This is a genomic window from Streptomyces sp. BHT-5-2, assembly GCF_019774615.1.
Classification (GTDB): Bacteria; Actinomycetota; Actinomycetes; order Streptomycetales; family Streptomycetaceae; genus Streptomyces.
Map to the genome: position 1 here is coordinate 5,718,694 of NZ_CP081496.1, position 18,809 is coordinate 5,737,502.

General features: G+C 72.6%; 18 protein-coding genes. 3 read left to right on the forward strand and 15 right to left on the reverse strand.

The window, feature by feature from the left end; translation table 11 throughout:
- Positions 1-33: 33 nt before the first annotated feature.
- From K2224_RS25380 to K2224_RS25435, 12 genes are all read right to left on the reverse strand, one after another.
- The gene (locus K2224_RS25380) at positions 34-1,314 is read right to left on the reverse strand and encodes an MFS transporter (RefSeq protein ID WP_221908815.1); all 1,281 of its coding nucleotides are present in this window, start codon (positions 1,312-1,314) and stop codon (positions 34-36) included.
- A gap of 225 nt (positions 1,315-1,539) precedes the next feature.
- On the reverse strand, positions 1,540-1,875 hold the full coding sequence (locus K2224_RS25385; protein ID WP_016578660.1) for an RNA polymerase-binding protein RbpA: 336 nt from the start codon (positions 1,873-1,875) through the stop codon (positions 1,540-1,542).
- A 152-nt stretch (positions 1,876-2,027) separates the two neighbouring features.
- Positions 2,028-2,264 carry a preprotein translocase subunit SecG gene (gene secG, locus K2224_RS25390; protein ID WP_039637546.1) on the reverse strand — a complete coding sequence of 79 codons (237 nt, stop codon included), beginning with the start codon at positions 2,262-2,264 and terminating at the stop codon, positions 2,028-2,030.
- A 138-nt stretch (positions 2,265-2,402) separates the two neighbouring features.
- On the reverse strand, positions 2,403-3,179 hold the full coding sequence (gene tpiA / locus K2224_RS25395; RefSeq protein WP_221908816.1) for a triose-phosphate isomerase: 777 nt from the start codon (positions 3,177-3,179) through the stop codon (positions 2,403-2,405).
- Positions 3,180-3,185: 6 nt separating this feature from the next.
- Positions 3,186-4,397, reverse strand: coding sequence for a phosphoglycerate kinase (locus K2224_RS25400; RefSeq protein WP_221908817.1), 1,212 nt, complete (start codon positions 4,395-4,397; stop codon positions 3,186-3,188).
- A 111-nt stretch (positions 4,398-4,508) separates the two neighbouring features.
- Positions 4,509-5,513 (reverse strand): type I glyceraldehyde-3-phosphate dehydrogenase, encoded by a 1,005-nt coding sequence (gap, locus tag K2224_RS25405; protein ID WP_221908818.1) that lies wholly within the window; start codon positions 5,511-5,513, stop codon positions 4,509-4,511.
- 250 nt (positions 5,514-5,763) lie between these two features.
- On the reverse strand, positions 5,764-6,753 hold the full coding sequence (gene whiA, locus K2224_RS25410) for a DNA-binding protein WhiA (RefSeq protein WP_018536829.1): 990 nt from the start codon (positions 6,751-6,753) through the stop codon (positions 5,764-5,766).
- Entirely contained in the window at positions 6,744-7,805 is a 1,062-nt protein-coding gene (gene yvcK / locus K2224_RS25415) for a uridine diphosphate-N-acetylglucosamine-binding protein YvcK (protein WP_221908819.1), read from the reverse strand. Before yvcK ends, whiA begins: the two co-directional genes overlap by 10 nt.
- A complete protein-coding gene (gene rapZ, locus K2224_RS25420; RefSeq protein WP_221908820.1) occupies positions 7,802-8,755 on the reverse strand; it encodes an RNase adapter RapZ in 954 nt (317 codons plus the stop codon). The genes yvcK and rapZ overlap by 4 nt, the downstream gene beginning before the upstream one ends.
- Positions 8,752-10,851, reverse strand: coding sequence for an excinuclease ABC subunit UvrC (uvrC, locus tag K2224_RS25425; RefSeq protein ID WP_221908821.1), 2,100 nt, complete (start codon positions 10,849-10,851; stop codon positions 8,752-8,754). The genes rapZ and uvrC overlap by 4 nt, the downstream gene beginning before the upstream one ends.
- Positions 10,852-10,967: 116 nt before the next feature.
- Entirely contained in the window at positions 10,968-11,858 is an 891-nt protein-coding gene (locus K2224_RS25430; RefSeq protein WP_221908822.1) for a hypothetical protein, read from the reverse strand.
- A gap of 4 nt (positions 11,859-11,862) precedes the next feature.
- Positions 11,863-12,453, reverse strand: coding sequence for a papain-like cysteine protease family protein (locus tag K2224_RS25435; protein ID WP_221908823.1), 591 nt, complete (start codon positions 12,451-12,453; stop codon positions 11,863-11,865).
- 239 nt (positions 12,454-12,692) lie between these two features.
- Here K2224_RS25435 and K2224_RS25440 point away from each other — a divergent pair, with 239 nt between their 5' ends.
- Entirely contained in the window at positions 12,693-13,652 is a 960-nt protein-coding gene (locus K2224_RS25440; protein ID WP_221908824.1) for a hypothetical protein, read from the forward strand.
- Between the two features lie 21 nt (positions 13,653-13,673).
- Here K2224_RS25440 and K2224_RS25445 read toward each other — a convergent pair whose 3' ends face one another.
- From K2224_RS25445 to K2224_RS25455, 3 genes are read right to left on the reverse strand one after another with little or no spacing between them, the layout of a single operon-like run.
- Positions 13,674-14,087 carry a Rieske (2Fe-2S) protein gene (locus K2224_RS25445; protein ID WP_221908825.1) on the reverse strand — a complete coding sequence of 138 codons (414 nt, stop codon included), beginning with the start codon at positions 14,085-14,087 and terminating at the stop codon, positions 13,674-13,676.
- A 14-nt stretch (positions 14,088-14,101) separates the two neighbouring features.
- Entirely contained in the window at positions 14,102-15,538 is a 1,437-nt protein-coding gene (locus tag K2224_RS25450) for a sugar porter family MFS transporter (RefSeq protein WP_260693175.1), read from the reverse strand.
- A gap of 5 nt (positions 15,539-15,543) precedes the next feature.
- Positions 15,544-16,548 carry a zinc-dependent alcohol dehydrogenase family protein gene (locus tag K2224_RS25455; RefSeq protein WP_221908826.1) on the reverse strand — a complete coding sequence of 335 codons (1,005 nt, stop codon included), beginning with the start codon at positions 16,546-16,548 and terminating at the stop codon, positions 15,544-15,546.
- Positions 16,549-16,745: 197 nt separating this feature from the next.
- Here K2224_RS25455 and K2224_RS25460 point away from each other — a divergent pair, with 197 nt between their 5' ends.
- Positions 16,746-17,816, forward strand: a complete 1,071-nt coding sequence (locus K2224_RS25460) for a LacI family DNA-binding transcriptional regulator (protein WP_221908827.1) — start codon at positions 16,746-16,748, stop codon at positions 17,814-17,816.
- On the forward strand, positions 17,813-18,778 hold the full coding sequence (locus tag K2224_RS25465; protein WP_221908828.1) for a carbohydrate kinase: 966 nt from the start codon (positions 17,813-17,815) through the stop codon (positions 18,776-18,778). The genes K2224_RS25460 and K2224_RS25465 overlap by 4 nt, the downstream gene beginning before the upstream one ends.
- Positions 18,779-18,809: the final 31 nt, after the last annotated feature.

Sequence of the window (18,809 nt, forward strand, 5' to 3'; positions counted from 1 at the left end):
GTTAGCGGCCCCGCCGCCCTCCAACCTAAAGGATCAGAGCGTGGTATGAGGTATCTGTCCCCTGCGGGACGAGGTGCCGTCGCCGGCCCGGACAAGCGGTGTCAGCATCACCGCACCCGCCCCCAGCAGCACGGCCGCCACCAGCGCCGGGGAGTTGGGCCCCCAGGCCACCGCCGCGGCACCGCCCAGCAGCGCGCCCGCCGGTGTGCCCGCGATCGAGACCGTGCGGAAGGCGGCACTGATCCGGCCCAGCATCGCCTCGGGGGCGCGCTGCTGCACCAGCGTGGTCTCCAGGACGTTCCACACCGTGCCGGCGCAGCCGAACAGGGCCAGCGCCAGGGCCGCGGGCCACAGTGCCCGCACCGTGCCGAACACCACCAGCACCGCGGTCTGTACCACGCCGACGACCAGCAGGGTGCGGAACCGGCCGCCGACCGCGGCGACGACGTGGCCGACCAGCAGCCCGCCGAGGACCGTGCCGGCGCCGTACCCCGTCGTCACCGCGACATAGCCGAAGTCCCCGGCGCCCAGCCAGTCCTTGACGACCACGACCAGCTCCGCGATCAGCGCGCCCATGCCGACGTTGGCCAGCGCCACCGACAGGCAGAGCCCCCGCAGCGCCCGGTCACCCCACAACGCCCTTATGCCCTCGGCGATTTCCCTCCGCAGGGTGCCCCCGGAGGGGGCCGGCGGCCGGGGCGGTGCGCCGGTGCGCAGCGAGGCCACCAGGGCCGCGGCGATCAGGTACGTCGCCGCGTCGACCGCGAAGGGCAGCGCCGCGCCCACCCCGATGAGCAGCGGCGCCACCGGTCCCCCGACGAACCGGCCGACGACCTCCTGGCCGGTCATCAGACGGGCGTTGGCGGAGGTCAGCGACTCCCTGGGCACCACCGTGGGCAGCAGGGCCGTGGCGGCGTTGTCGAAGAGCGTCTGGAGGGTGGTGAGCGCGATGGACAGCGCCAGCAGCAGCCCGATGCAGGCCGCACCGGCCGCCACGGCCAGCGTGAAGCCGCCCATCAGCAGCCCGCGCAGGACATCGACCGCCCACATCGCGCGCCGCTGGTCCACCTGGTCGGCAATCGCACCGCCGAGCAGCCCGAAGAGCAGCCACGGCGCGAAGCCGCAGGCGGTGACCAGCGCGATCAGCAGCGGATCGGACGTCAAAGCGTGGGCGAGCAGCGGGAGGGCGGTGCCGCGCAGCACATCGCCGAAGCGGGACACCGCCGCGGCACTCCACAGCCGCCCGAACCCACCGCGCCGGACGAACGCGCCGACTCCCGCCGCGCCGCCCGCTTCCGCCGCCGTCCGCGCCATGGCCCGCCCCCCGTACCACGCCTCCCCCGGACCCCCGAGCGGGATCCGCCGCTCCTCCCGACCGTAGGGGCGACCACTGACAACGGGCCTGGGTCAACCTCCCTAACCCGCTCCTCAGATGCGAGCGGCCCCCGGGCACGCGAACGGCCCGGCGGAAGGGGCACGGTGTCCCCTCCGGCCGGGCCGGTCGTCGTGAGCGGGTGTGCGCGGTGCGCCGCGGAGCCGTCAGATCTCGCCGCGGAGCTTGGCGAGCGCCTCGGCCAGGATCGCCTCGCCGTCGGCGTCGCTGCGGCGCTCCCGAACGTAGGCGAGGTGCGTCTTGTACGGCTCGGTGCGCGGCGGGTCCGGCGGGCTGTCCCGGTCCTTGCCGGCCGGGAAACCACAGCGGGGGCAGTCCCAGGTGTCCGGCACCTGGGCATCGCCGGCGAAGCTGGGCTGCGTCTCGTGCCCGTTGGAGCACCAGAAGGAGATGCGGATGCGCGGCGCGGACTCGCCGCGCTCGGCCTCCCCCATCGGCCCCGCCCCGACCCGACTTCCTCGGATCGCGTTGCCACTTGCCACGGTCGTAACTCCCTGCGTAATGGTGCCGCGTGCCTCTCACAGCAACTGCGCTGCGGGCGCCCCAGTGTACGTAAGGCCCAACGCGCGTCCAGTGACACGAGTTACCGTCCCGGGACGCTCCCTTCATGATAGGCCGCGCCCCCGACGGTATGTCAGCTGCCGAGCTTGACCAGGATGCCGAGCACCACGATGCAGGCGAACCACAGCAGACCGATCACGATGGTGATGCGGTCGAGGTTCCGCTCGGCGACGGAGGAGCCGCCGACCGAGGACTGCATGCCGCCGCCGAACATGTCGGACAGACCGCCGCCCTTCCCCTTGTGCATGAGCACCAACATCATCAGCAGCACGCTGAAGACGATGAGGGCGATCGAGAACCCGATGACCACGGCTGGACCAACTCTCTGAGGACTGTCGGACGGAACGTGCCGGCCGGGCGCTGCCGGACGGTGCGGGGCCGGGCGGTGCGCACGACACCGGACCCGGCCCCGACAGGGTACGACGGGCCGGGCCCGTCGTCATAGCTGCTACTGATCGCGGAAGCGGACGATCTTCACGAATTCGTCCGCGTCCAGGGACGCGCCGCCGACCAGGGCGCCGTCCACGTCGGGCTGCGCCATGATCGCCGCGACGTTGCCGGACTTGACCGAGCCGCCGTACTGGATGCGGACCTTGTCGGCCAGCTCCTGGCTGTAGAGCTCGGCGAGGCGGCCGCGGATGGCCGCGCAGACCTCCTGCGCGTCCTCCGGCGTGGCGACCTCGCCGGTGCCGATGGCCCACACCGGCTCGTAGGCGATCACGACGGTCTCGGCCTGCTCGGCCGGGACGTCCTTCAGGCCGCCGTCGAGCTGGGCGAGGGTGTGCGCGACGTGGTTGCCGGCCTTGCGGACCTCGAGGCCCTCGCCGACGCACAGGATCGGGGTCACGCCGTGCTTGAAGGCGGCCTTCACCTTGGCGTTGCAGATCTCCTCGTCCTCGCCGTGGTACTGGCGGCGCTCGCTGTGGCCGACGGCCACGTAGGCGCACTTGAGCTTGGCCAGCATGGCGCCGGAGATCTCACCGGTGTAGGCGCCGGAGTCCTGCGCCGACAGGTCCTGGGCGCCGTACTTGATCTTGAGCTTGTCGCCGTCGACGAGGGTCTGCACCGAGCGCAGGTCGGTGAAGGGCGGCAGGACCGCGACCTCCACCTGGTCGAAGTCCTTGTCGTTGAGGGCGAAGGCGAGCTTCTGGACGTGGGCGATGGCCTCGAGGTGGTTGAGGTTCATCTTCCAGTTGCCCGCCATCAGCGGGGTGCGGTCACTCACGGTTGTTCAGTCCTCCAGAGCGGCGAGGCCGGGGAGCGTCTTGCCTTCGAGGTATTCGAGGCTGGCGCCGCCGCCGGTCGAAATGTGGCCGAACTTCGACTCGTCGAAGCCCAGGTTGCGGACGGCCGCGGCGGAGTCGCCGCCGCCGACGACGGTGAAGCCCGTGCTGTCGAGCAGGGCCTGCGCGATGGCGGTGGTGCCACCGGCGTAGTCAGGGTGCTCGGCGACGCCGACCGGCCCGTTCCAGAAGACGGTCTCGGCGTCGACGATCTTGGAGGCGAACAGCTCACGGGACTTGGGGCCGATGTCGAGGCCCTCCTTATCGGAGGGGATCTTGTCGGCGTCGACCGTCTCGAAGTCGGCCGGGGCCTTCGTCTTGAGGTCGGGGAAGTCCGCGGAGACCAGCACGTCCACGGGCAGCACGAGCTCGACGCCGTTCTTCGCGGCGCGCTCCATGTACTCGGTGACGGTCGGGATCTGGTCCTCCTGGAGGAGGGAGATGCCGACCTCGTAGCCCTTGGCCTTGAGGAAGGTGTACGCCATGCCGCCGCCGATCAGCAGACGGTCGGCCTTGCCGAGCAGCTCGTCGATGACGGCGAGCTTGTCCGAAACCTTCGCACCGCCGAGGACGACCGTGTAGGGGCGCTTGACGTCCTCGGTGAGCTTCTTCAGGACGCCGACCTCGGTGGCGATCAGGTCGCCGGCGGCGTGCGGCAGCCGCTTGGGCAGGTCGTAGACGGAGGCGTGCTTGCGGTGCACGGCACCGAAGCCGTCGCCGACGTAGAGGTCGGCGAGCTCGGCGAGCCGGTCGGCGAAGGTGCCGCGCTCGGCGTCGTCCTTGCTGGTCTCGCCGGCGTTGAAGCGGAGGTTCTCCAGGACGGCCACCTGACCGTCGGCCAGACCCGCGACCACGGACGCGGCCGACTCACCGACCGTGTCGGTGGCGAACGCCACGGCCTGGCCGAGGATCTCGCCGAGCCGCTCGGCCGCCGGGGCCAGCGAGAAGGCCGGGTCCGGCGCACCCTTGGGACGGCCCAGGTGGGAGGCGACGATCACCTTGGCACCGAGCCCGGCGAGCTTGGCGATCGTCGGGGCGACGGCGCGGATCCGGCCGTCGTCGGTGATGGTGGTGCCGTCCATCGGGACGTTGAGATCGGCGCGGACGAAGACCCGCTTGCCTGCGACGCCTTCCGTGGCGAGGTCGTCGATCGTCTTCATGTGAAGTGACTCCGTTGTAGTCCGTCATGGGACGGGGCCCGCAGCGCGCGTTTCCGCGCCCTGCGAGCCCCGTCCTCACATTCCGGTGCCTTGGGTGACGTCAGGCGGTGATCAGAGCTGGCCGCCGACGAACGTGGTGAGGTCCACCAGACGGTTGGAGTAGCCCCACTCGTTGTCGTACCAGCCGACGATCTTGACCTGCTTGCCCTGCGCCATCGTAAGGGAGGAGTCGAACGTGCAGGAGGCCGGCCAGTTGACGATGTCCGAGGAGACGATCGGGTCCTCGGTGTACTCCAGGATGCCCTTGAGCTGACCCTCGGCCGCCTTCTGGAAGGCGGCGTTGATCTCGTCCTTGCTGACCTCGCGGTCGAGTTCCAGGACGAGGTCGGTGACCGAGCCGGTGGGGACCGGGACGCGCATGGCGATGCCGTCCAGCTTGCCCTTGAGCTGCGGGAGGACCAGGGCGGTGGCCTTGGCGGCGCCCGTCGAGGTCGGGATGATGTTCTCCGCGGCGGCCCGGGCACGGCGCAGGTCGCTGTGCGGGAAGTCCAGGATGCGCTGGTCGTTGGTGTACGCGTGGACCGTGGTCATCATGCCCTTGACGATGCCGAAGCTCTCGTCGAGGACCTTCGCCATCGGCGCCACACAGTTGGTGGTGCAGGAGGCGTTGGAGATGACGTGGTGGTTGGCCGCGTCGTACTTGTCCTGGTTGACGCCCATCACGATGGTGATGTCCTCGCCCTTGGCGGGCGCGGAGATGAGCACCTTCTTGGCGCCGGCGGCGAGGTGCTTGGCGGCGTCCTCGCGCTTGGTGAAGATGCCGGTCGACTCGATGACGATGTCGGCGCCCAGCTCGCCCCAGGGGAGCTTGGCGGGGTCGCGCTCGGCCATCGTCTTGAAGGTCTGGTCGCCGACCGTGATGGTGTCGTCGGTGTGGCTGACGTCCTGCTTCAGGCGACCCAGGATGGTGTCGTACTTCAGCAGGTGGACCAGGGTGGCGTTATCGGTCAGGTCGTTGACACCGACGATCTCGATGTCCGCACCCTGCTCCAGGAGCGCGCGGAAGTAGTTGCGACCAATGCGGCCGAATCCGTTGATGCCTACGCGGATCGTCACGAACCGATCTCCTCGTTGGTACGCCGGTTTTGGATACCGGCGAGCTGTATGGGCTGTCCCCGACCGCCTCCGACCCTACCCCCTCAACGAGACGTACGTGACATTGACATCGGCGCCGAAAGATGCTCAGGTGAGCGGCTTCGAGCCCCTCTGACGCACGGTCCGTTCCGGCCCCTTCCGGCGGCCCGCACGCAGGCGCCCCCGGCACCCGATGACGGGTGCCGGGGGCGCGCGGAAAGCGGCGGCCGCGTCAGCTGACCATGCCGTCCGCGAGCTCCTCGGTGAGGTTGGACTCGGTGCCCGGGATGCCGAGGTCCTGGGCGCGCTTGTCGGCCATCGCCAGCAGGCGCCGGATGCGGCCGGCGACCGCGTCCTTGGTCAGCGGCGGATCGGCCAGCGCGCCCAGCTCCTCCAGGGACGCCTGCTTGTGCTCCATGCGCAGCCGGCCGGCCGCGGCGAGGTGCTCGGGGACCTCCTCGCCGAGGATCTCCAGGGCGCGCTGGACCCGGGCGCCGGCGGCGACCGCGGCCCGCGCGGAGCGGCGGAGGTTGGCGTCGTCGAAGTTGGCGAGGCGGTTGGCGGTGGCCCGGACCTCGCGGCGCATCCGCCGCTCCTCCCATGCCAGCACCGACTCATGGGCGCCGAGCCGCGTCAGCAGGGCGCCGATGGCGTCACCGTCACGGACGACCACGCGGTCGACGCTGCGGACCTCGCGGGCCTTGGCGCCGATGCCGAGACGGCGGGCCGCGCCGACCAGGGCGAGGGCGGCCTCGGGGCCGGGGCAGGTGACCTCCAGGGAGGACGAACGGCCGGGCTCGGTCAGCGAGCCGTGGGCCAGGAAGGCGCCGCGCCAGGCGGCCTCGGCGTCGCAGGTCGCGCCGGAGACCACCTGTGGTGGCAGTCCGCGGATGGGACGGCCGCGGCCGTCGACCAGGCCGGTCTGCCGGGCGAGCTGGTCGCCGCCGGCCACCACGCGGACGACGTAGCGGCTGCCGCGCCGCAGGCCGCCGGGGGCCATCACCACCAGGTCGGAGGAGTGCCCGAAGATCTCCAGGATGTCCTTGCGGAGCCGGCGGGCGGCGATGCCCGTGTCGAGCTCCGCCTCGATCACGATGCGGCCGCTGACCAGGTGCAGACCACCCGCGAACCGCAGGATCGACGAGACCTCCGACTTCCGGCAGCAGGTCCGGGTGACGGGGAGCCGGGAGATCTCATCCTTCACCGCAGCCGTCATCGCCATGGGCCGATCCTTCCATGCATCCGAAAAATACGGTCGTACGCGGCTGCCAGCAGTTCCGGATCGTGCCGGTCGGGGGCTCCACCGGCACCGGGCCGGGCGTCGTCTCCGCGTCGGGCGACCGCGGCCAGCTCGACCTCGCTGCCCACCAGCTGCTTGGCGGCAACCGTCAGACCGTCGATGTCGGGCACCGCGGCCTCGTCGGCCAGCACCACGTCGAAGGCGAGTTTAGGGGCGTGTCGGGCCAAAACCTCCAAATGACGCTGCGGGGAGAAGCCCTCGGTTTCGCCCGGCTGGGGTGCGAGGTTGAGCGAGAGGACCTTCCGGGCCTGGGTCTCCTCCAGGGCCACGCGCAGCTCGGGGACGAGCAGATGCGGGATGACCGAGGAGAACCACGAACCGGGGCCGAGCACCACCCAGTCGGCGTCACGGACGGCGGCCACCGCCTCGGGGACGGCCGGCGGGTCCTCGGGGACGACGTGGACGGACTGCACCTCGCCGCGGGTGAGGGCGACCGTGGCCTGGCCTCGGACCGTGCCGATCGCGTCCGGGTGCTCTGGTTCCAGCCCCTTGACCTGGGCCTGGAGCTCCAGCGGCACCGCCGACATGGGCAGCACCCGGCCGTGCGCGCCCAGCAGCCGGCCGACCAGGTCGAGGGCCTGGACGTGGTCGCCGAGCTGCTCCCACAGCGCGACGATCAGCAGATTGCCCACCGCGTGGTCGTGCAGCTCGCCCTCGCTCTGGAAGCGGTGCTGGATCACCCGGGCCCAGGTCTGGCCCCAGTCGTCGTCGCCGCACAGCGCGGCCAGCGCCTTGCGCAGGTCGCCGGGGGGCAGCACGCCCAGTTCGTCGCGGAGCCGGCCGCTGGAGCCGCCGTCGTCGGCGACGGTGACCACGGCGGTCAGGTCGCGGGTGATGCGGCGCAGCGCGGCGAGCGAGGCGGACAGGCCCATGCCGCCGCCGAGCGCCACCACCTTGGGGGTGGCGCCCTTCGTCGCGCGGCCGCTGGGGACGAAGCGGCGGACCCGGCGGAGCCGCGGTGTACGGGAGGTCACTCGCGCCCCATGTCCCGGTGCACCACGACCGTTTCCACACCGTCGGAGGTCAGCCGGCGGGCCAGCTTCTCGGACATCGCGACGCTGCGGTGCTTGCCGCCGGTGCAGCCGACCGCGATCGTCACATAGCGCTTGCCCTCGCGGCGGTAGCCCGCCGCGACCAGGCGCAGCAGGTCGGTGTAGCCGTCCAGGAACTCCTTGGTGCCGGGCTGCTTGAAGACGTAGTCGGAGACCTCGTCGTTCAGGCCCGTGAAGGGCCGGAGTTCGGGGACCCAGTGCGGGTTGGGGATGAAGCGGCAGTCGATGACCATGTCCGCGTCGACCGGGAGGCCGTACTTGAAGCCGAACGACATGACCGTGGCGCGCAGCTCCGGGGCCTCCTCGCCGGCGAACTGGGCGTCGAGCTTGGCGCGGAGTTCGTGGACGTTGAGGCTGGAGGTGTCGATGACCAGGTCGGCGTCGCCGCGCAGTTCGCGCAGCAGGTCGCGCTCGGCGGCGATGCCGTCGACGATCCGGCCGTCGCCCTGGAGCGGGTGCGGGCGGCGGACGGACTCGAAGCGGCGCACCAGGGCCTCGTCGGAGGACTCCAGGAAGACGATGCGGCGCTTGACGTTCTGTGCGTCGAGGGTGGCCAGGGACGCCTTGAGGTTGGCGAAGAAACGGCGGCCGCGGACGTCGACGACCACGGCGATCTTGGCGACGTTGCCCTGGGAGCGGGCGCCGAGCTCGACCATCGGCGGGATGAGCTCGGGCGGGATGTTGTCGACGACGAACCAGCCGAGGTCCTCCAGGCACTTCGCCGCCGTGCTGCGGCCGGCGCCGGACATGCCGGAGATGATCACCAGCTCGGGGATCGCGGCGCTCTCGCCCTGATCGGCTTCGCGCATCGTGCCCGTACTCACCTGTGCACCGTCTCTCTCGGTTTCCTGCGTCTCGTGCGGTGTGCTCATCGGTCCTGCCCCCGTTCTGCTGACAACGCGGCCGGTGGGGCCTCGTCATCCTCAATGATCTCTCCTGTGGCGGTGTTCACCGCGGGGGCGGACGGGGCCGCGGCGGCCAGCGCCGCGGCGACCGTCTCGGCGGTCTTCCGGCCGACGCCCGGGACCTGGCAGATCTCCTCGACCGTGGCCGCCCGCAGCTTCTTCAGCGAGCCGAAGTGCTTCAGCAGGGCCTGGCGGCGGGTCTCGCCGAGCCCGGCGACGGCGTCCAGCGGGGAGGACTTCAGCCGCTTGCCGCGCTTGCTGCGCTGGTAGGTGATCGCGAAGCGGTGCGCCTCGTCGCGGACCCGCTGGAGGAGGTAGAGCCCCTCGCTGCTGCGGGGCAGCACCACCGGGTCGTCCTCGCCGGGCAGCCAGACCTCCTCCAGGCGCTTGGCCAGGCCGCAGACCGCGACGTCGTCGATGCCCAGCTCGTCCATGGCGCGGCGGGCGGCCGCGACCTGGGGGGCGCCGCCGTCGACGACCACGAGCTGGGGAGGGTAGGCGAAGCGCCTGGGGCGGCCCTCGTCGTCGGTGAGGGCCGCGGCCGGGCCGGGCTCGGCCGGCGCGGCGGCCGAGCCCGCCTCGGCGCCCGGCTCCACGGCCGCCTCCATGACCGCCTCCCCCGCTGTGTCCTCCGGGGGCTCCTCCGTCCACTCCCCCGACTTCTGCTTCTCCTGGAGATAGCGCTTGAAGCGGCGGCCGATGACCTCGTGCATGGCGCGGACATCGTCCTGGCCGGCGAAGCCCTTGATCTGGAAGCGGCGGTATTCGCTCTTCCGGGCCAGCCCGTCCTCGAACACCACCATGGAGGCGACGACGTCCTCGCCCTGGAGGTGCGAGATGTCGAAGCACTCGATGCGCAGCGGGACCGTGTCCAGGTCGAGGGCCTGGGCGATCTCCTCCAGCGCGCGGGAGCGGGTGGTCAGGTCGGAGGCGCGCCGGGTCTTGTGCAGGGCGAGCGCCTGCTGGGCGTTGCGCGCGACGGTGGCCATCAGGTCCTTCTTGTCGCCGCGCTGCGGGATGCGCAACGAGACCTGGGAGCCGCGGCGCTGGGTGAGCCACTGGGCGACCGGTTCGAGCGGGTCGGGCAGCGCCGGGACCAGCACCTCCCGGGGGACCGCGTCCCCCTGCTCCTCGCCGTAGAGCTGCTGGAGGGCGTGCTCGACGAGATCGCCGGTGGTGACCGCCTCGACCTTGTCGGTGACCCAGCCGCGCTGGCCGCGCACCCGGCCGCCGCGGACGTGGAAGATCTGGACGGCGGCCTCGAGTTCGTCCTCGGCGAGGGCGATCAGGTCGGCGTCGGTGGCGTCCGCGAGCACCACCGCACTCTTCTCCATGGCCCGTCTGAGGGCGCCTATGTCGTCCCGCAGGCGGGCGGCGCGCTCGTACTCCATCTCCTCGGCCGCCTCCTGCATCCCGCGCTCCAGGCGGCGGATGTGGGCGCCGGTGCGGCCGGCCATGAAGTCGCAGAACTCCTCGGCGAGTTCGCGGTGGTCCTCGGGGGAGATCCGGCCGACGCAGGGGGCCGAGCACTTGCCGATGTAGCCGAGCAGGCAGGGGCGGCCGATCTGGGCGGAACGCTTGAAGACGCCGGCGGAGCACGTCCGCACGGGGAAGACCCGCAGCAGCAGGTCGACGGTCTCGCGGATGGCCCAGGCGTGGGCGTACGGACCGAAGTAGCGCACGCCCTTCTTCTTGGCGCCGCGCATCACCTGGACGCGGGGGAACTCCTCGCCCAGGGTCACCGCGAGGTACGGATAGCTCTTGTCGTCGCGGTACTTGACGTTGAACCGCGGGTCGAACTCCTTGATCCAGCTGTATTCGAGCTGGAGCGCCTCGACCTCGGTGGAGACCACGGTCCATTCCACCGAGGCGGCGGTGGTCACCATCGTGCGGGTGCGCGGGTGCAGCCCGGCCAGGTCCTGGAAGTAGTTCGCCAGGCGCTGGCGCAGGCTCTTGGCCTTGCCTACGTAGATGACCCGGCCGTGCTCGTCGCGGAATTTATAGACCCCCGGCGAGTCGGGGATCTGTCCCGGCTTGGGTCGGTAGCTACTGGGGTCTGCCATGCCCACCACCCTACTGACCGCCACCGACAATCCGGCCCGGGGCGGCGGAGCCCGCCCCCTCAGCGCCCCGGCGTGCGGGCGGAGGGACGGGCTCCGGTGGTGCGGGCGGGGTGCGGTCAGCGGGCGCGGCGCCGGCGCGCGGCCGCGACGGCCGACAGGCCCAGGGCGAGCACTGCTGCCGCGCCCGCGACGGTGGAGGCGGCGGTCACCGGGAAGGTGTCGCCGGCCGCCGTCTCCGCCGCGGCCATGTCGGCCGCATCGGCCTCGTCCGCGGCGAGCGGGTGCGGCGCGCGGCTGGCGCCGGGGCCGGCCGGCGCACCGCCGGGGCCGAAGCCGCCGGCCTCGCCGCGCTTGTCGTACGCGGAGCCCGGGAGCTTGTCGCCGTACGCGGCGGCGACCCGCTTCTGGTAGGCGGCGACGGTGGTGCCGTGGGCGCCGACGGCCTTGCGGGCGGCGGCGTCCAGGGGTTCGATGCGGTCGCCGCGCTGGACGTACCAGGCGTCGATCTGCGGCTCGTGGAAGACCGTGCCGCCGCGGCCGGCGCCGGCCGCGGCGTAGCGGGTCTCGTCGTCGCCGCTGGCGATGTTGACGACTTTCCAGGAGGCGCCCTGGCGGGCGGTCCACACGGACGCCGTGCGGCCGTCGGCGGCGACGGCCCTGGTGGCCATGAACTCCAGCCGGGCCACCGGGGCGTCGGCCCGGCCGCGGACGAAGTCGGGCGAGAGGACGTAGACCGGGACGGTGGCGCCCTCGACCTGCGGGGCGGTGCGGGACGGTGCGGTCAGGCCGGCGCGGGCCCCGTCCTTGGCCGGGGCGGCGGCGAAGAAGCGGGCCAGGGTGTCCAGGGTCGCCGGGGCGGTGGCCGCGTCGTGGGCGGCGGTCAGGCCGTCGCGCGGCGGGGCGGGCGGGGCCGGCGCGGCGGCCAGGGCGGCGTGCGGGGCGAGGCCGAGGAGGGCGGCGGCGAGGGTGCCCGTGGCGGCGGCGCGGACGACGATGCGCTTCGGCATGGCCTCAGGCTCCTATCCGGTAGAGGGAGTGGGTCCAGGAGAAGGAGCTGCCGTTCACGTAGTAGTCGAAGTCGCCCCAGTTGTACCGGTTGTTGGAGGGCCAGGGGTCGCCCCAGTACAACCAGTTGCGGGAGGTGTCGAAACCGTAGAGGACGTGCATGTGGCCGCCACCGGACGCCCACTCGATTCGGGTCTCGATGGGGCGGTTGGCGTTGATCTCGTTCTGGACGGTGCTGTAGCGGAGCCAACCGGTCACATACGAGCCAGGATTGATGCCCATCCAGTCGAATGCGTTCTGCACATTGCCCAGCGTGGCCTGGTTGTTGGGGCAGGTGGAGCCCTGTTGACGATCGAACGCGGCGTTGCAGAACTGGTTCTGGCTGTAGTTCCGGCCGAACCAGGTCGCGATGGTGTTGCCGGAACCGGCCCAGCACCAGTTGGTCTTCTGCTGGGCCTGCATGCTGATGTCGAGGCGGTTGGCGGCCTGCGGAGCGGCCGTGGCGGTGCCGGGGAGCCCGGTCAGGGCCACGGCGGCGAACACGGCGGCCGACAGCCATCTGCGGCGCCCGCGCCGCACGGACGGAGAGTGGGACATGGCGTTCCTCCCGTGTGGGGTGAGGGGGAGAGAGGAGCGCATCCGGATGCTGTTGAGGAGCATCGGGTGTTGTCGCAGGCAGGTCAACACGCTTCAATGCGAGGTGACATGGGGGTGTGGACGAGCGGGCCCGGATGTGAACGTCCGGTGCCCGGCGTCCTGCAGTGAACGAGCAGGGAGCGCGTGCGCCGTGCGTTCCGGTTGTGAACATTCACCGCGCGCGCCGGAGGATTGAGGCAATGGCACAGAACACTCCCGACATCACGCAGAGCCCTCCCGTTTCGGCCGAGTTGGCGCAGCTGCTGCGCACCGGCCCGTTCCATCTCGCCCTGCGCAGCGCCCTCACCGCCCGCGGGCTGGCGCTCACCCGCGTCCAGCACAAGCTCGCCCAGCGCGGCATCACCATCGGGGTCACCAGTCTGAGCTACTGGCAGCAGGGCGCCCGGCGCCCCCAGCGCCCCGAGTCGCTGCGCGCGGTCCGCGCCCTGGAGGACGTCCTCGGCCTGCCCGACCGGTCGCTGCACCGGCTCCTGGTGCCCGAGGGCGGCCCCCGCCCGGAGGTCGAGCGGCCGCCGGCCCGCTCGTACCGCTCGCTGGTGGCGCCGGCCGACTGCCTCCAGCAGCTCTTCGCCGAGCTGGAGACCCCCGCGGACGGCGGGGTGCACACGGTCGGCCACCACGAACGGGTACGGATCGGGGCCGGGCGCGAGCTGAGCGAACGGGAGTCGCTGCAGGTGGTGCGCGCCCACCGGGACGGCGTGGACCGCTATATCGCCATCCACCGGGGCGACACGGGCTGCGACCCGTCCCGCGTGCGGGTGCGGGCGGGCGAGAACTGCCGGCTGGGGCGGGTGCGCGGGGACGGGACCAGCGGCGTGGTCGTCGCCGAGCTGCTCTTCGACACCCGGCTGCGGGCCGGCGACACCCATGTCTTCGGCTACGCCTTCGAGGACGGCAGCGGCGGTCCCAGCTCCGAGTACGTGCGCGGCTTCAGCTTCGCCGGCGGCCAGTACGTCCTCCAGGTGCGGTTCGACGAGGCGGCGCTGCCGGTGCGCTGCCGCCGCTTCGCCCAGGCGTCGGCCGGCGCCCCGCGCACCGGCCGGCAGGAGCTGACGCTGAGCGGCCGGCACCACGCGGTGCACGTGGTCGAGCAGGGGGTGCGGCCCGGAATCCTGGGGATCGCCTGGGACTGGGGGTGAACGCGGCGGCGGGGCGGCGGCTCAGCCCGCGACCAGCTTGCCGCCCGCGACCTTGACCGGGACCTCCTCCAGGGGGGTGCTCGCCGGGCCCTGGGCGACCTTGCCGGTGGCCACCTCGAAGTGGCTGCCGTGCAGCGGGCAGACGGCCTGCCCCTTCTCGATCTTGTTCAGCGTCCCGCCCATGTGCGTGCACACGGCGCTGAAGCACTTGAACTCGCCCTTGGCGGGCTGCGAGACCAGCAGCCGCTGCGCGGCGTAGAGCTTGGCGCCGCCGACCGGCACCTCGGTGGCCGGGCCCAGCTCGACCGGGGCGTCCGAGGACGGCCGCTTGGCGGCGCCCTGCTCGCCCGCGGCACACGCGGCGGCACCGAAACAGGCCATACCGGCGAGCGCGGCCCCGCGCAGCACGGTCCGGCGGTCCGGGGACACGCTCATGGGGTACCTCCTGGTCAGTGGGCGGCGTCGGCCCCAGACGATACCGGGGCGGCCCGCTCGCCCGGACGGCGGTCCACCCCGCCCCGCAGCAGCTCCGCCTCGATCTCCTCCAGGCTGCGGCCCTTGGTCTCCGGCAGCAGCCGCTGGACGAAGAGGTACGCCAGCAGCGTCGTCCCGGCGAAGAAGAGGAAGTTCGCCCCGGCGCCCCAGGCGTGCAGCAGCGAGGGGAAGACCAGGGCCACGATCATGTTGAAAAGCCAGTTGAACAGCACGCACAGGCCGACCGCGGCGGCCCGGATCCGCATCGGGAACAGCTCCGGCAGCATCACCCACTGCACCGGCCCCCAGGAGACAGCGAACGAGGCGATGTAGAGCGCGATCCCGAGCAGGGTGAGGGTGGAGAGCAGCGCGCCGTAGCCGAGCCCGGAGAGGTTGGTGGCGGCCAGCACCACCATCGCCGCGCACATGCCCAGCGCCCCGATCCGCAGCAGCGGCCTGCGGCCCCTGCGGTCGATCAGCCGCATCGCCGGCAGCGTCATCACCATGTTGAGCAGGCCGATGCCGACGTTGGCGAGAATGGCGCCCCGGGACCCGAACCCGATGTCGGTGAGCAGGGTCGGTGCGTAGTAGATGATCGTGTTGATGCCGACGAAGTTCTGGAAGAACACCAGCAGCATCCCGACCGTGAACACCGGCCGCAGTTGCGGCGACAGCAGCCGCCGCAGGCTCAGCGGCTCGCTCGCCTCCCGTTCGGCGCGCTCGGTCCGCTCGATCTCGGCCAGCTCCTCGCCCGCCGCCGCGGCGTCCCCGCGGAGCCGGGTCAGCACCTCGCGGGCCTGTCCGCCCCGGCCCTTGCTCACCAGCCAGCGCGGGCTCTCCGGCTGGGTGACGATGCCCAGCGCCAGCACCGCGGCCGGGACCACGCCCAGGCCGATCATCCAGCGCCAGGCCCCGGAGCCGGCGAGCAGGTAGTCGGTGACGTAGGCGACGAAGATGCCGACGGTCACCAGCAGCTGCATCAGCGAGGTGAGCCCGCCGCGCAGGTGCTTGGGCGCGAGCTCGGTGAGGTAGAGCGGGACGACGACGGAGGCGATGCCCACGCCCACCCCGATCACGAAGCGGAACGCGATCAGCGCGGCGGCCCCGGTGGCGCAGGCCGCGCCGAGGGTACCGAGGACGAAGACCCCGGACGCGATCAGGATCAGCCGGCGGCGCCCCCAGGAGTCGGAGAGCCGCCCCGAGAGGCCGGCGCCGAGCATCGCCCCTACGAGGAGGCCGGAGACGACCAGGCCCTCCAGGAGCGGGGTGAGCGCGATATCGCGCTTGAGGAAGAGCATGGCGCCGGAGATGACACCGGTGTCGTAGCCCCAGAGGATGCCCCCGAGGGCGCCGAAGACCCAGATCAGCGCGTTTTTGATCGATACGGGCACGGCCTTGGCGGATGCGGGCATGGCGCTCAGCCCTTCTGCGGGGCGATGTGGATCTTGCGACCGGTACCGGCCCGGAAGCGGGCCACCGCCTCGTCGAAGTCGTCCAGCCCGTGGACGTCGGAGACCAGCGGGTCCAGATCGAGGCCGGCGGCCAGCAGGTCGATGGCCGGCTGGAAGCTGTTGTGCACCGCCATCGAGCCGATGATGTCGATCTCCTGGCTGTAGACGCGGTACGGCGAGAAGGACGCCGCGCGCTTGGGGTCGGCGACCCCGAACTGGAGGAAGGTGCCACCGCGGCGCACCCGGCCCAGCCCGTCCTCGATGGCCGCGACCACCCCGGTCGCGTCGATCACCACCTCGAAGCCGGGGGCCCGGTCGAGGGCGTCGGCGTCGGTCACCGCCGCGTCCACGCCGAAGGACCGGGCGAACGCCAGCCGTTCCTCGTTGAGGTCCACCACGGAGACCGATGCGGCGCCGGCGGTCCGCACCAGCGCGGCCATCATCAGGCCCATGGTGCCCGCCCCGTAGATCAGGTAGTGCTCGCCGGGGCGGCGCGGGAGCCGGTCGAGGCCGTGCACCGCGCAGGACAGCGGCTCGACGAGGCCGGCGGCGGCCTCCGACAGGTGCGCGGGCAGGACGTGGCAGCAGCGGGCCGGGACGGCGACCAGTTCGGCGAAGCCGCCGGCCCGGGTGACGCCGATCGCGGTGTAGTCCTCGCAGAGGTTGCCGCGGCCGATCCGGCAGTAATGGCAGGCGCCGCACGGCATGTTGGGGTCGACCGCGACCCGCTCGCCGACCGCCCGGTCCCGCACCGCGCCGCCCACCGCGACGATCTCGCCGGTCAGCTCGTGCCCCGGGACCAGCGGATAGCGGACCACCGGCAGTTCGCCGCCGAGGACGTGCAGGTCGGTGCCGCACAGACCGCAGGAGGTGACGCGCACCACCACCTCGTCGGGCTCCGGGCGGGGGTCGGGCAGTTCGGTGACAGCGGTGCCCCGGGAGCCCGGTGCGGTGACCACGAGAGCGCGCATCGGCGCCTCCTCACGACGTCGTGCGGATTCGATGGCGGGGACACTACAGAAGAACCGCCGACACGTAAACGCTTACGCAAGCGTTTACGTTTGGTCCGCCGCCCACGTACTGTGATGGACTGCGGCGAACGGACGGGAGCGGCCGTCGGCCGGCAGCCGGGCACGGCGCGCCGGGGCGTCGGGGAGGAAAGAGCCGGATGACGACGATGGTGGATGTGGCACGGCGCGCGGGCGTCTCCGTGGCCACGGTGTCGCACGTGGTGAACGAGACCCGGCCGGTGCGCCCGGACACCCGGGCCGCGGTGCTGGCCGCCATCGAGGAGCTCGGCTACACCCACAACACCCTCGCCCGCTCGCTGGTCACCTCCCGCACCCGCTCCATCGGCCTGGCCGTCTCGGCGATCAGCAACCCGTACTTCACCGAGATCCTCCAGGGCGTCGAGGCCGGCGCCCTGGAGGCCGGCTACAGCCTGCTGATCGCCGACCCGCACGACGATCCGCGGCACGAACGCAAGGTCGTCCAGCTGCTGCACGAGCGCCGGGTGGACGGCATGATCGTCGCGCCGTCGGCCGAACCGGCCGAGATGGTCGACTACTTGACGAAGCGCCAGGTGCCCACGGTCTTCCTCGACCGGCTGGTGGGCGACGGCTTCGACCAGGTCTGCGCGGAGAGCACCGGCCCGGTCCGCCGGCTCGTCGAGCACCTGGCCGGCGCGGGGCACACCCGGATCGGGCTGATCGCGGGCCTGCCCGGTCTCAGCACCACCACCGAGCGGGTCGAGGGCTACCGCGCGGGGCTGCGCGCCCGCGGACTGCCGTTCGCGCCCGAACTGCTGGCCGGCGGCAACTCCGAGGCGGAGGGCGCCCAGGACGCCACCCGCCATCTGCTCGCCGCGCCGGAGCGGCCCACCGCGATCATCACCGCCAACAACGCGATGACCATCGGCGCGCTCCGGGCGCTGCGCGACCTCGGCCTGGAGGTGCCCCGGGACATCGCGCTGGCCTGCTTCGACGACTTCTCCTGGGCCGACCTCTTCACCCCGCGGCTGACCGCGATCGCCCAGCCCAGCAGGGAACTGGGCGCCACCGCGGTCCGGCTGCTGCTGGAGCGACTGGACGCGCCGGGCCGGCCGCCGCGCACCGTCCGGCTGCCCTGCGCCTTCGTGCACCGCACCTCGTGCGGCTGCCCCGAGACCGCTTCGGACCGGCCCCGGCAACCGATGACCGGCCGGACCCGGCCGGCGGAGGAAAGGACCCGCACCCCGTGATCGTCGTCGCCGGCGAGGCGCTGATCGACCTCGTCCCCAGTCAACAGCCCTCCCCGGACGGCTCGTTGCCGGCGCTGCTGCCGCGGCGCGGCGGCGGGCCGTACAACACCGCGGTGGCGCTGGGGCGGCTGGGTTCGCCCGCCGCGTTCTGCTCCCGGGTCTCGACCGACACCTTCGGCGCGGCGCTGCTGCGCGGGCTGCGCGACGGCGGGGTGGACACCTCGCTGGTGCAGCGCGGGCCGGAGCCGACCACCCTGGCGGTGGCGGATATCAGCCCGGACGGCTCGGCGGGCTACGGCTTCTACGTGGAGGGCACGGCCGACCGGCTCTTCACCCTGCCCCCGGCGCTGCCCGAGGCGGTGCGGGCGCTCTCGCTGGGCACCTGCTCGCTGGTGCTGGAGCCGGGCGCCGGGGCGTACGAGGCGCTGCTGCGCCGGGAGGCCCGGCGCGGGGTGTTCACCGCGCTCGACCCCAACATCCGTCCCGGGCTGATCGCCGATCCGGACGCCTACCGGGCCCGTTTCCGCTCGTGGCTGCCGGAGCTGGCGCTGCTGAAGCTGTCCGAGGAGGACGCGCTGTGGCTGGCCGGGGCGGCCCCGCAGCCGGGCGGGGCCGGTCGGGCGGCGGTGTGCGCGGCGGCCCGGGAGTGGCTGGCCGCCGGCCCCGCGGCGGTCGTCCTCACCCACGGCGGCGATGGGCTGACGGTGCTGACGCGGGGCGGCGGCGAGGTGGCGGTGCCCGGGGAGCACGTCGCCGTCGTCGACACCATCGGCGCCGGTGACACCGTCAACGCGGCGCTGCTGCACCGGCTGGACGCCCATGGCGCGCTGTCGTACGCGGCGGTCGACAGGCTCACCGACGACGACTGGGAGGACATCCTCCGCTTCGCCGCCCGGGCGGCCGCCGTCACCTGCTCCCGGGCGGGCGCCGAGCCGCCGTTCGCCGCGGAACTGGCCGCCTGAGCCGCCGGATCCCCGGGCACGACAGCGGGGG

What these genes read in the sequence shown, in the direction of transcription:
- K2224_RS25380 (WP_221908815.1), bottom strand. Translation starts at nt 1,314, where the DNA reads ATGGCGCGGACGGCGGCGGAAGCGGGCGGCGCGGCGGGAGTCGGCGCG.
- K2224_RS25400 (WP_221908817.1), bottom strand. Translation starts at nt 4,397, where the DNA reads ATGAAGACGATCGACGACCTCGCCACGGAAGGCGTCGCAGGCAAGCGG.
- whiA (WP_018536829.1), bottom strand. Translation starts at nt 6,753, where the DNA reads ATGGCGATGACGGCTGCGGTGAAGGATGAGATCTCCCGGCTCCCCGTC.
- rapZ (WP_221908820.1), bottom strand. Translation starts at nt 8,755, where the DNA reads ATGAGCACACCGCACGAGACGCAGGAAACCGAGAGAGACGGTGCACAG.
- uvrC (WP_221908821.1), bottom strand. Translation starts at nt 10,851, where the DNA reads ATGGCAGACCCCAGTAGCTACCGACCCAAGCCGGGACAGATCCCCGAC.
- K2224_RS25430 (WP_221908822.1), bottom strand. Translation starts at nt 11,858, where the DNA reads ATGCCGAAGCGCATCGTCGTCCGCGCCGCCGCCACGGGCACCCTCGCC.
- K2224_RS25435 (WP_221908823.1), bottom strand. Translation starts at nt 12,453, where the DNA reads ATGTCCCACTCTCCGTCCGTGCGGCGCGGGCGCCGCAGATGGCTGTCG.
- K2224_RS25440 (WP_221908824.1), top strand. Translation starts at nt 12,693, where the DNA reads ATGGCACAGAACACTCCCGACATCACGCAGAGCCCTCCCGTTTCGGCC.
- K2224_RS25445 (WP_221908825.1), bottom strand. Translation starts at nt 14,087, where the DNA reads ATGAGCGTGTCCCCGGACCGCCGGACCGTGCTGCGCGGGGCCGCGCTC.
- K2224_RS25450 (WP_260693175.1), bottom strand. Translation starts at nt 15,538, where the DNA reads ATGCCCGCATCCGCCAAGGCCGTGCCCGTATCGATCAAAAACGCGCTG.
- K2224_RS25455 (WP_221908826.1), bottom strand. Translation starts at nt 16,548, where the DNA reads ATGCGCGCTCTCGTGGTCACCGCACCGGGCTCCCGGGGCACCGCTGTC.
- K2224_RS25460 (WP_221908827.1), top strand. Translation starts at nt 16,746, where the DNA reads ATGACGACGATGGTGGATGTGGCACGGCGCGCGGGCGTCTCCGTGGCC.